This window comes from Sneathiella sp., from assembly GCF_036960985.1.
Taxonomy (GTDB): domain Bacteria; phylum Pseudomonadota; class Alphaproteobacteria; order Sneathiellales; family Sneathiellaceae; genus Sneathiella.
Genome location: NZ_JBALWD010000026.1, coordinates 47,996 through 60,030 on the forward strand (window position 1 = coordinate 47,996; position 12,035 = coordinate 60,030).

Annotated in this window: 9 protein-coding genes; 1 reads left to right on the forward strand and 8 read right to left on the reverse strand. The window is 45.7% G+C overall.

The window, feature by feature from the left end; all coding sequences use genetic code 11:
* Positions 1 to 438: 438 nt before the first annotated feature.
* The 4 genes from V7723_RS14310 to V7723_RS14325 all read right to left on the reverse strand — a co-directional run bounded on the left by V7723_RS14310 (position 439) and on the right by V7723_RS14325 (position 6,214).
* Entirely contained in the window at positions 439 to 771 is a 333-nt protein-coding gene (locus tag V7723_RS14310) for a hypothetical protein (protein WP_335685167.1), read from the reverse strand.
* Positions 772 to 900: 129 nt separating this feature from the next.
* Positions 901 to 2,448, reverse strand: coding sequence for a trimethylamine methyltransferase family protein (locus tag V7723_RS14315; protein ID WP_335685168.1), 1,548 nt, complete (start codon positions 2,446 to 2,448; stop codon positions 901 to 903).
* A gap of 23 nt (positions 2,449 to 2,471) precedes the next feature.
* Positions 2,472 to 4,889, reverse strand: a complete 2,418-nt coding sequence (locus tag V7723_RS14320; protein WP_335685169.1) for a GcvT family protein — start codon at positions 4,887 to 4,889, stop codon at positions 2,472 to 2,474.
* A 20-nt stretch (positions 4,890 to 4,909) separates the two neighbouring features.
* Positions 4,910 to 6,214, reverse strand: a complete 1,305-nt coding sequence (locus V7723_RS14325) for an NAD(P)/FAD-dependent oxidoreductase (RefSeq protein ID WP_335685170.1) — start codon at positions 6,212 to 6,214, stop codon at positions 4,910 to 4,912.
* A gap of 325 nt (positions 6,215 to 6,539) precedes the next feature.
* Between V7723_RS14325 and V7723_RS14330 the strand changes: the two genes are divergently transcribed.
* Complete coding sequence (locus V7723_RS14330) at positions 6,540 to 7,475, forward strand: glucosaminidase domain-containing protein (RefSeq protein WP_335685171.1); 936 nt, start codon at positions 6,540 to 6,542, stop codon at positions 7,473 to 7,475.
* On the opposite strand, the gene V7723_RS14335 is transcribed toward V7723_RS14330, so the two are convergent.
* The 4 genes from V7723_RS14335 to V7723_RS14350 form a co-directional block, all read right to left on the reverse strand.
* Positions 7,472 to 8,707: a glycosyltransferase family protein gene (locus tag V7723_RS14335; RefSeq protein ID WP_335685172.1), complete on the reverse strand. Its 1,236-nt coding sequence runs from the start codon at positions 8,705 to 8,707 to the stop codon at positions 7,472 to 7,474. The genes V7723_RS14330 and V7723_RS14335 overlap by 4 nt on opposite strands.
* Positions 8,708 to 9,034: 327 nt before the next feature.
* Positions 9,035 to 9,964, reverse strand: a complete 930-nt coding sequence (locus V7723_RS14340) for a DUF1853 family protein (protein WP_335685173.1) — start codon at positions 9,962 to 9,964, stop codon at positions 9,035 to 9,037.
* Positions 9,964 to 10,791 carry a sulfite exporter TauE/SafE family protein gene (locus V7723_RS14345; protein ID WP_335685174.1) on the reverse strand — a complete coding sequence of 276 codons (828 nt, stop codon included), beginning with the start codon at positions 10,789 to 10,791 and terminating at the stop codon, positions 9,964 to 9,966. The genes V7723_RS14340 and V7723_RS14345 overlap by 1 nt, the downstream gene beginning before the upstream one ends.
* A 171-nt stretch (positions 10,792 to 10,962) precedes the next feature.
* Positions 10,963 to 12,035: alginate export family protein (locus V7723_RS14350; protein WP_335685175.1), on the reverse strand; the 1,073-nt coding region annotated here is incomplete at its 5' end.

Consider the following 12,035-nt stretch of genomic DNA (forward strand, 5'->3'; position numbering starts at 1 on the left):
AACTGAACATTCGTTCGTTGTGTAATTGCTTTGTGGTGCGCAGATTTCGTTAAGATTAATAATCAAGTTCCCTTTACAGTCCTTAAAACTAATCCAACCTTCCACCCTTTGTAGGTTTCCACCCCCGCTCTCTCCCGTACCGTAAATTTTTATCGTGGAGAAATTCGAAATTTGATCCTTCTGAATTCCTAGCTCTTTGATTTCTTTATCAAACTCTCGTGAGCAAGTATTTGCGTTCGCGTAAGTAGGAATTGTTAACATCATCATGAACAGTGTGAGTATTGGAAAATAATGTGAAGTAAATCGGCTTCCTTTTTTCATCATTTCGCTCCTATTCAAAAGGATATCTATTTAAGACATAGAGCGTTGAAAGGTATGAATCTATTCATAATTCTTGACGTTGTCGTGATATTAGAATTTTGGACAACTACCAAATTTCTAAAATTTCTTTACACCGGGTACGGTGCATTCTGTTGTCGTGTAGGTACTTGAAAAGAGGCAGCTTCTTTCAAATTTCACGACCAAATTACCTTTACAATCGTTGAAACTGACCCAGCCTTCAACTCGTGAAATTCGGCTTCCACTTGTTTCATAAATGTCTATTGTATAGCTATCCTTAATGCGTTCTTTAGGAAGGTCCAATTTCTCTAACTGCGTCTTAAATTCTGCCTCGCAACTTTCTGCAACAACCAAAGAAGCGCTGCCCATGGCGACAAGCAGCGACACACAAAAAACTGATTTTCGAAAAGGTAATCTATGTAATTGGCGCATTATTACTCCTGTTGGTAAAACTGTAATGCTAATCTAGGGCGCATACATTTAAGAGCAAGAAAAATACGCTACTTATTAATAAAACGGTTTTGATCCGCGCTTGTTTTGAATGAAAAGGATCTCGTCGATTTAAAAGTCCGTTTTAACACCGCCTTCGGCAATACGTTTATCGACAAATTCGTTTAATTCGTCTCGTATGGCTGGGTCCAATTTTGGAGCCTCGTACTCCGCTAAAACATCTTTATATATTCGGTTTGCCCGTGTTAATGCGTCAGGAGAACCAGCTTCTGCCCAACTTTCGAAGTTCCTCCAGTCTGACAAAATAGGTGAATAGAACGCAGCTTCATATCGTTCCTGAGTATGTTTCGTGCCAAAGAAATGCCCGCCATGACCCGCCTCACGCATCGCATCGAGACCTAAAGCTTCTGGCGACGTATCGATTGGGGTCATTAATTCCGACATCATCTGGATCATTTCCACGTCCATGACGACTTTTTCGAACGAGTTTGTGAGGCCGCCTTCTAGCCAACCCGTTGCATGTTTTACAAAATTTCCATGGCCTAGCACGACACCCCAGAGCGCCATTTGAGATTCATATGCAGCTTGCGCATCCGGTACGTTTGATGCGTTTACATTGGAGGTGCGATACGGGACATTATATCGTCGTACGAGTTGGCCTGTAGCGATGGCGGCCTTAGTATATTCAGGCGTTCCAAATGCCGGGGCGCCAGATTTCATATCAACATTTGACGTGAAGCCACCATATACTACCGGGGCCCCGGGCCGCACAGTTTGCGCAATGCTCATGCCGGCAAGAGCTTCCGCATTTTGCTGGGTGAGGGCGCCGCCTATGGTTACTGGAGCCATCGCGCCAGCTAACGTAAAGGGTGTTAGCATAATAACTTGCCCGTGCCGTGCCATTTCAATAATTCCAAGCAGCATTGGTTGGTCGAGCATCAAGGGTGAGTTGGAATTAATAACCGTAAACAGACTTGGTTCCTGCAACATCTGTTCGTGACTAATACCGCGGGCAATCCGAGCCATTTCAATGCCGTCCATATTTCGATCACGGCCCAAGGAATAAACATAAGGTGGTTTATCTGTATAAGTCGCAAAATCCCGCCCGCATTCCAAATGTCGGATAGAGGCATGAATATCTACGGGTTCAACAGGATAACCACCCGCTGTCGCAATGACGTTAAAGCTTTGCGCGAGTTTTAGGAATTTTCGATAATCCTCCTGATTGCCGGTTCGTCGTCCACCATCGAGGTCAGAGCAATTAGGCATGCTGGCGCCCATGGCAAAGGCCACATTATCGCCGCCAATCTCCATATTCCATTCTGGGTTTGGCGCATGAATAGTGAATTCTGCGGGTGCGTGGGACATGGCATCTAACACGAACTCTCGATCGAAATACACAATATGAGTATCTTCATCGACTTTTTGCCCGGCTTTGCGAAGAATATCTCGTGCTTCGTCGAGACGCACCACAATTCCGATATTCTCAAGAATGTCCAGAGAAGCATTATGTATAGCCTCTACTTGATCTTCAGAAATGATCTCTACAGGTTTGAAAGTATTTATGAATTTACGTTTTGGTAATTGGGTGAAAGAGGCTTTGACGCGCGCGCCACGTCTGGAGCGACGACCTGTTGTCCGTTTTGTATCCTCTGACATAGTTTTCTCCCAAAAAGTATTTTCTAGCCTCGCATGCGCATGGCCGTCGGATCTAAAAGTGGCTCCGTAATCAATATCGCCGGCCGCATTTCCCCCAAGATTTCGATTTCAAATTTCGCGCCATCCTCGATCATTTCTGTCGGGACAAATCCTAAGGCAACCGATTTCTGTACATAGTGGGCGTAACCGCCAGAGGTGACAAATCCAACGACTTTTTGGTCTTTCCAGATAGGTTCATCTGCCCAAACATCCGCGTCCAGCGCATCGACGACAAAAGTGCAAAGGCGGCGCTTAGGACCTTCTGCCTTTTCCTTCATAACGGCTGCTTTTCCGATAAAATCAACTGGTTTGTTGTAAGATACAAATCGATCAAGTCCAGTCTCTTCGGCGGTATAATCGGGTTTGTATTCCCGAAGCCAGGAACCAAAGGATTTTTCGAGTCTCAAACTCATCATGGCCCGCATACCGAAAGGACGAAGGCCAAATTCAACACCGGCATTCGTTATCGCCTCGTAAAGTGCGATTTGATCTGTTGCAGGTACATAAATCTCGTAGCCAAGATCACCGGTATATGTCACGCGCTGTACGATGGCATCTGATAGCCCAACCTCCATTTGCTTGACGGACATGAAGCTAAAGGCTTCTTTTGAGACATCTTCCGTAGTGATTTTTGCCAGTAAATCACGCGCGTTGGGTCCAGCGATTTGAAATCCGATCCGATCCAGACTGACGTTTTCGATATGGACACCTTCCGTTGGTTGATGGTCCCAGAACCAGCGAAGATGATAAGCCTGCGCGCCAAATGAAGCTGTCAGCTGAAATTCTTGATCGGCCAGTCGGGCAATGGTGAAATCACCAATGAGACGACCTTTTGGACTGAGCATCGGGCTTAAGGACAGGCGGCCGACTTTGGGAATACGACCAGCCATGATTGTATCCAACCAATCAGCTGCGCCAGGGCCGGAAATTTTATACTTTCCGAAATTATGCACCTCCGTGATACCAACAGCTGTTCTAACAGCGTTGCATTCCTGAGCGATGGCTTCAAACGCATTGGACCGTCTAAAGCTGGGGGTCTCGTGTAGCGGTTCCCCGTCCAATGCGAAGTAATTGACAACTTCCATGCCATATCCTTGACCGAATACGGCATTTCTTTCTTTCCAGACAGAATAAGCGGGGGTCGTTTGATAGGGGCGTGCTGCTGGCAATTCTTCATTCGGATAGCTAATGGTAAATCTGCGTTGATAGTTTTCCGTCACTTTTTTTCGAGCATAGGCCCGTGAAGAGTAATCCCCGTATCTCGCTACATCCATGGCAAAGACATCTTGTGTTGGTTCGCCTTCGATCATCCATTCTGCGATTGTCAAACCGACGCCACCACCTTGACTAAAACCCGCCATGACGGCGCATGCGGACCAGTAGTTTTTTACACCGGGGACGGGGCCGACAAGAGGGTTTCCGTCCGGAGCAAAGGTAAAGGGGCCGTTGATGACATTCTTGATGCCCGCTCGCTCCAGAACCGGAAAGCGATTAAAGGCAAATTCCATGCTGTCGCCGATACGATCCAGTTTGTTGGGCAAGAGCTCATGGCCGAAATCCAGGGGTGTGCCATTGACGGCCCAGGGATCACAGGCCTGCTCATAGAAACCAATGCAAATCCCGCGACCTTCCTGACGCAAATAGCTTTCACCTTCCGGATCCATCACATGAGGATGTTCTTTTCCGAGTTCATAAATCTCCGGAATATCTTCTGTAATAAGATACTGATGCTCCATTGGGTGGAGGGGGAGAAAAATTCCGACCATTTCTCCAAGTTCACGAGCCCATAACCCGCCGGCGTTGACCACATGCTCTGCATGTATGGTTCCATCCTTAGTAACAACATCCCAACTGCCGTCCGGTCGATGATTGAGCTCGCGAACGGGGTTGCGAAGATAAATTTCTGCGCCCAGTTTGCGGGCGCATTGGGCATAAGCCTGCGTTGTTCCCGATGGATCAAGGTGACCGTCCAGTGGATCGTAGAGGCCGCCGATGACGCCATCTACATTCGTGATCGGCGAAAGCTTTTTGATTTCCTCCGGCGTCACAAGATGAGTATCCAGTCCCATATACCGGTGTTTTGCCCGTTCAGCTTTAAGATAATCCATTCGGTCTTCTGTGCCAGCGAGCGTCACGCCGCCCACATGATGTAATCCACAAGATTGGCCGGAAAGCTCTTCCAGTTCTTTGTAAAGACGAATTGTATATCCCTGAAGAGCCGCGATATTGGTATCTGAATTGAGCGTATGAAACCCACCAGCGGCGTGCCATGTAGAACCGGAGGTTAATTCCGATCGTTCGATAAGCGCAATATCCGTCCATCCAAGCTTTGCCAAATGGTACAAAACCGAGCACCCAACGACACCACCACCGATCACGGCTACTTTGACATGGGACTTCATATTTTTCCCTTTCAGATTATTTAGCCAAGGACTGTGAAGCTACTGTCCTGACTAACCTCTCGATTACGAGAGAAGGTTGCCATGGATAATTCATATCCAACATTTTCAAGATAAAAACTAACGGGGTCGGAGTCATGGTCCCGGCCATTTTCACATTCACGGATGAGTTTCTCCATCATACGTCCTGCCACCGGTGCATTTTTAAACTGATTACCACTTGTTCCGATGGCCAGATAAAAACCGTCAAGGCTGGTTTTGTCATATATTGGGACCCAATCCTTTGTCACGTCATAAAGGGACACAACGCCTTTAGCCTGTTGCGGTATACCCATTTCCGGGAAACGTTGCGCAAGACGCAAGACTTGTGCATTCCACTGTTCCGTAAAATTCTCATCGAAGTTATCTGGATCGACCCACTCCTGAACATCACATTCAGGATCTTCGGATCCAATAAGAATATGATTTCCAAGTTCTGGTCGGCAATAGATACCCGCATCACTGTCCGACAGGACAACGCCATCCTTTTCAAAGTCAAAATTAGCGGGGGAAGGGACATGAGCCACTTCATGGCGCAACGCTCGGGTCGTCATTTTCATATCGTCGAGAACATTTGCCATTTCATTAATCTTGGAAGAATGTGGTCCTGCTACATTGACAACGATCGGCGCGTCAATTTCGCTACCGTCCTTTAATGTAACACCTGTGACATTTCCGCTTTTCTGACGGATTGTTGTCACTTCTTTATTGAACCTAAAAAGCGCACCGTGAGCTTCAGCTGCACGCTGTGCATTATGGGCCGCTAATTGTGGATCACTAACATAGCCGCCGCGCGGGAAAAACACGCCACCGCTGACTGCATCACCTGTGGGTTCCCCGAAGTCAGGATCATTCGGTCTTTTTACCGGTTCGAACTGATGGGTATCCATGATGGGGAGCTTGTCGCGCATTTGCTCTACGGTGAGATCTTCATAGGGGCAGTTAATGCGGTCCATAAGATCGCATATTTTCGACATATGATTATTGTGGGGTGTTTTAACGATCAAAGCGCCTGTATTGTTATATTTGATCAATCCTTTTTCATCTTCAACACCAATATAGCTCGCCCAATCTGTCCAATAGAACCAGCCTTCGTAGGCGAGGGCGCAGGTATCAATGGATGAATAATATGTCCGGATGATAGCGCAGGAGGCGGCAGTCGATCCATAGCCAGATGTTGGCAACCGATCAAGAGACAGAACCTTCCGTCCTGATTTTGCCAGCTCAAATGCAATGCAGGCTCCAATTACGCCCGCACCAATAATAATCGCGTCAAATTTTTCGCTCATCACCCTTTTCTCCCTCTTTAGTCGGGCTTAATAAATCAAAACATTTCACCTCTTCTGCCGCTGTTGCAAGTTTAAAAATGTGCAAATGATCTATTGTTTGCGAATAATTAATTTTGTGTCGTTACTGTACAAAAGCGGGTCGGAAAGGAGTAAATTTCTCATGAGAAAAACAGAGCGAAAAGAAGCTTGGCTGACTATTTAGCATATTTGGGTGTGAGTCGTTTTTGAGATAAGGAAAACTTGTAAAAAGTCTCCGTACCCATCTATCAGCAATTGACGTATCGTCGATTTAACTTAAATAAATAGTATTTAGCGGGCTATTGTGATGAATAGAATATCAATAAAACAGATGCTTAGTGGTTGGATCGTGGGGCTGAGCATGGTCGTTTCAGCTGTGGCAATGACATTCTCTATTGCCCATTCGGAGACAATCAATATTGGTAATTTTGAAGAATTGGATAAGTATTTTATTGATCGGAACTACGTTGTCGAAAAATGGATTAATGGTAGCCAGAAGATTCCGCCAATCGTTATTTTGGATATTCCCAATAGTTGGCGTAAAAAAGTTGCGCCCTCTTTAACAGTAGCAAACAAAAAGAAGACATTCTTTAGATTTGCAATCCCCTTGGCCTTAGTGGGAAACAGCCTTGTATTGCGGGACCGTGAAAAACTTTCTCGACTGAAAACTGCGCACAAAGCTGGCTCTCTTGACACACATGATCAGAAGTGGCTTCGAAAAAAAGCCGGAGACTACCAACTACCACATGTTGAAATTGATGATACTCTGTTTTCCGGGCTGCAAAACCGTATGGATATTGTCCCTGCGAGCCTGATGATAGCGCAAATGGCTGATGAAAGTGGTTGGGGGACATCCCGATTTGCGGCCGAAGGGAACGCATTATTCGGTCAATGGAGCTATACAGGCGGCATTAAACCAAAGGAACAACGGAAAAGTAAAGGCACCTATAGTATTAAGGCCTTTAAAACACCGCTCGCGTCCATCCAGGCCTATATGCTGAATTTAAATTCTAATACGGCCTATGATGGATTTCGTAAACAGCGCGCCTCTATCCGATTGAAAGGTCAGACACCTACCGGTCCGGGATTGGTCGGAACGTTGATCAATTATTCCGAACGGAGAGAAGCCTATGTCAAAGATCTGCAAAATATGATGCGACGTAATAAATTGCCTTTGCTGGATACGGCTGAACTCCATGGCGGTGAAACAGTTTATATTCGGCTTGCCGAAGACAGTAGTTAATCTACTGCCTTAGAAAGAATGTTTGATACGGTTTCTGACTTACGCTTGTCGACAGATTTGAATCGAAGACGAACGAGCCTGTTTAAGTTGGTCAGGCCATCCAGAAGCCCTGGTATAATAACTTCCGAAGGTTTCTTTTGCTGAGCGAGTTGTCTCAACGCGGTCAGCATTGTATCCGGATCCCGGACACCATCATCTATCAGGACCCCAATTAATCCAGTCTCTGCCGCCCGCGTGGACCGAATATACTGTTCGAGCCTGGGAACGGTTCGGGGGATAATCAAAGCTCTTTTGTCCATAGAGAGAATTTCGCAAAAGGTGTTGTATCCACCCATAGCAACGACTGCAGACGCTTCTTCCATCAGGCTTTCAAGGTGACTATCAAATGTTACCGCACGAACCCGATCGAGTTTCGCAATTCTATCACGGAAACTTGCGCGAATTTCCGGAGGCATAAATGGCCCCAGAACGAAAAGAGCAGATAGGGGCGGTTCTTTCTCTTCTTCATAGGCCCGCAGCACCCAGTCGATTAAAACTTCCCCATCGCCGCCACCGCCTACAGTGATTAACGCATATGGCTCATTCATCTCACTAAGGATGGCCGGATCTGTTCCAGATTGCACCGCGCGCGGTAAATATCCAGTGTAGGAAATTTTGCGCTTTACCCGGGCCGAAATCTCAATTTCCGCCAGTGGGTTATAAATTTGCTTTACGCCAAAGATCCAAATGTCATCATATAAATTTTCCAGCGCGGGAAGAACATTCTTTCGTTTCCATTCCGGAACAAGGAGGGCTGGATCGTCGAGAACATCTCGCAAACCCAGGACGAGATGAGTTCCGCGCTTTTTAAGTATCTCCAATGTTTCCGCGACTTCACCACGTAATCCATATGGCTCTTTGTCGACAATGAATATATCGGGATCAAACGTCTCCGCCGTATGGCGAATGATGGACGCGCGCATGGCCAGCGTTTGTTCCGTATCGATATGCAGACTCAACGATGTATATTCACCATTCCGCAGCTTAATAATTCCCGGTATCCGCACGAAATCAACTCTGGACTTGAAATCAAAGCTTCCAATAATTGGAGATCCGGAAAGGATCAAAACTGACAAGTTTGGATTTTTTTCGACAAGTGAGTTAGCCATTGTTCGGCAGCGTCTAAGATGACCAAGGCCAAAGGAGTCATGGCTATAGATCAAAATGCGACGGCCGCCCTTTTTTACCGCCATCTATTCATCTCCTGTCCAAATGCACATGCCTGGATACTCTAAATGCTTCGTATATAGGTATATACATTCCCTGAATAGGGATTGCACGAAGAAATCAACCGATCGGTAGTATTCAAATTGTTCAACCAGAATCCCGCCAGATGATCTGCGGGGTAGGGTTAAAACCGCTATTCAAGTAAAACGAGAAGCCCGCGTCGGCTGGAGATATTTTTCTCTCGCCGATCTTTTACAAACTAGCGTGCGGCTTGTGCGACAACTAAATGTCATTATTTTCATGTAGAAAATAATGTAGATGTTTTAGAAGCACTTTATGCCATCGCCAAATTCTTAACAATTATACGATTTTCCAGCTAAGGCTGGCCAATCATCTGGCGTTATGAATAATCTAGTATTAGATTTGAAAATACCCGAGTCCGATGAGCGAAATAGGCAAACCATAATGGGGGTATTCCCGCTTTTCAGCAATTCAGCTGCCTGCTTTTCCAAAGCCGCCACGTCGCCTGAAACAACTTCGTCGGAATAATAGAAACTTGTGAACCATTGGGCTTTACTCAAAATCAGAAAGTGAGTGAAACCTTGACTGGCTAGCCTGTTGATGTTTTTCAAAGTAACCCAGGATCCAGATTGACAGGTATTGGAAATTTCCGACGGAAGAGACGTTATCTGCGTTGGTGGGCCCGGTAGTGGCTGGAACAGAACACCTTTCATCATGGCAGAGGAAACAACCTCTTTTACATTTAACGCCGCCAGCAGCTCACGTGCTTCCGGTACCTCAATAAGCGGGATCTGATGATCAAATATGCGCTTTAGTTTTACATTGAGGGCGTCTTTCAATCTTGGACCGACGAAATGAGATGCCTGTCGACCGTTTCCAATATTCAGATAGAATTTTACCGCTATTTCCCAGTGAAATACTCTCTTTTCATGTTCGAATATAACATCAATTTCACCAATTGTTCGGGTGCCTTGAAAAACCTGAAGATTGGAACTGATGAGGGAAACCGAGGGTAGGTTAGAAAGCCAGAATAAAATCAAATGTTCAAAATAGACGCCGAGAACTCTGGTTTCTTTATTGGCTAAATAATCAAGAAGCTGCGCCGGGTTAGCCCGTAATTTTTCGATAAATTCAGTAGTTTCGGAATCTGCAAATAAATTTGGGCGAGGGGCTTGTTTAAGAAGGAGAGGGGAAGAAATCACCCATTCTAAATCGCGAACAGGAGATGGAATACGGGTGCCATCTGCGATGAGAGGGGGCATCAGGATAAACTGTAAAACATGCGTATAGAAGTGACGAACAAAAAGAATGCAAACGTCTTCTTGAGCAAGCCCGTATTGATGCGATGGGCAATCTTTGCACCAAAGGGAGCAAATAAAACGGTCATCGGCACAATCATCATAAATCCCAATATATTGACATATCCATAATTGCTTACAGGAAGGCCCTTTGCATCCAGTCCAGATAACAAAAACCCTATTGTTCCGGGAATGGCAATAATCAATCCAATAGCAGCTGACGTCCCAACGGCCTTACGAATGGGAACATTATATAGCGTGAGAATGGGGACAGCCAAAGTACCACCGCCGATACCCATCATTGCCGAAAACCAGCCGATCAATAGCGCTAACGATTCTTTCAGTGGAGATTTTGGCAAGGACTCTGAAAACTTCAGTGTATCGGGGCGAAAGGCCATATTGACGGCAACTATTAATGCTAATACGGCGAAAACCAGGGTTAGAATAAATGCGTTAGCAAACCCGGCGAGGACAGTACCGCCAATAACCCCGATAAAGATCATTGGACCCCAGCTTTTCAGCAAGGCCGTATCAATTGCATCTTTTTTGTAATGACTGAAGGCAGAGACCGCAGAGGTTGGAATGATGATGGCAAGGGACGTCCCGACGGCCACATGCATTCGGATGTCGTCGCTCACACCAAAAAACGACAATACATTGTACAGAACAGGGACGATGACAATACCGCCACCAACGCCTAACAGACCAGCAAGTAATCCTGCAAGCATTCCTGTGACCAACAGAGCGGCAATCAGGCCAATCAGAAGTGGTGTGCTTATATCCGCGAACATAAAGAAGAGCCTTGTGAAAAAAATACGCTGTTTTACTACTGGCACAAGTTCATTCAAATTGGCAATACCCTTTGACTATCTGGCGCGCGCCTCAATCAACGGACAAATTTATGCGTTAGGAAAAATGATACGAAAGTAATCGCCTTAATATCTCAAAGAATGTGGGTCGGGTTAGAAGTTATAATTTATACCAAACGTGAATTTTTCCCTGTCAGCAGCGAAATTAGCGCCGTCATAATTCGCGTACATAGTCACAATTTTAAAACCATGATCCAAGGGAAACGCCGCAAGGACGTCAAATTCAGATCCCATGTCAGTTGAACCATTTTCGGCTTCAAAATCATGATAAGTTGCGCGGATATTGATGCCCTTCGGGAAATAGAAAAAGGGGAATGTCTGGTATCCAATTGAAACGTTCAAATCTTCCAAACCATTGCCGGGCGTCGTCAAAAAAACATCTGCCAGTCCTTGAAACTTGTGACCTGTTGCCAAAGGGGTCTGGAACGCGACGGTTCCATTTCCGGTAAAAACATCATACCCAAGCTTGGCGGTAATTCTCTTCCAATAAATGGAGCCAGAAACAGCGTAATAATCTTCGCTTATGTCAGCATCATTATCCGCATAATTTTCCTGATGGGCGACGGTTGCGCCGTAGCTGAACTTTATACTATCAGGCCCATTTATATCGCCATTTAGTCTGATGCCATATGTCGCCAGCGATGATGCTTTCTTCGCTTCCTCAAAATCAAGAAAATGGCCAAAGCCCGTTACATCGAAATAGTTTTGCCAAGAATATTTTACGTCGAGCAAATGGCTGTTTGAATCATAGTCCCCCAAATTAGCTTCGCTACCAAATATACTATTCACTTGCCAGATGTAGGAGTAATCGATCTTTATATTCGGTACACTTTCATTCGTGACGCGCAGGGAATCGAAAGTTTGCTCGTTCTGGCGCCAACCTACATTGCCAACAAATCGTGCATCACTCAAAATTATGCGTTGCCTTCCGGCTTTTATTATCGTGTCGGTAAAGCCCGCATATTTAAGGTTTGCTCGATTTAACCGAAAAGAATCTGGATCAGCTACAACCGGGTATGTCGTTTCTCCGTTTACTGTACTGTTAAATTCTTCGGATCCAAAATGGGTGGTACCGTCTATTTCGCCGAGTAGGCTGAATTCTTTCCACGTGTTTGTCTTATACCCTAATCTAATCCTGGCCGTTTTGGCGTCGGCATTATTCGCAA

Excerpts from the sequence above, each read along its gene's own strand:
- V7723_RS14310 (WP_335685167.1), bottom strand. The coding sequence starts at position 771 with ATGCGCCAATTACATAGATTACCTTTTCGAAAATCAGTTTTTTGTGTG.
- V7723_RS14315 (WP_335685168.1), bottom strand. The coding sequence starts at position 2,448 with ATGTCAGAGGATACAAAACGGACAACAGGTCGTCGCTCCAGACGTGGC.
- V7723_RS14320 (WP_335685169.1), bottom strand. The coding sequence starts at position 4,889 with ATGAAGTCCCATGTCAAAGTAGCCGTGATCGGTGGTGGTGTCGTTGGG.
- V7723_RS14325 (WP_335685170.1), bottom strand. The coding sequence starts at position 6,214 with ATGAGCGAAAAATTTGACGCGATTATTATTGGTGCGGGCGTAATTGGA.
- V7723_RS14330 (WP_335685171.1), top strand. The coding sequence starts at position 6,540 with ATGAATAGAATATCAATAAAACAGATGCTTAGTGGTTGGATCGTGGGG.
- V7723_RS14335 (WP_335685172.1), bottom strand. The coding sequence starts at position 8,707 with ATGGCGGTAAAAAAGGGCGGCCGTCGCATTTTGATCTATAGCCATGAC.
- V7723_RS14340 (WP_335685173.1), bottom strand. The coding sequence starts at position 9,964 with ATGCCCCCTCTCATCGCAGATGGCACCCGTATTCCATCTCCTGTTCGC.
- V7723_RS14345 (WP_335685174.1), bottom strand. The coding sequence starts at position 10,791 with ATGTTCGCGGATATAAGCACACCACTTCTGATTGGCCTGATTGCCGCT.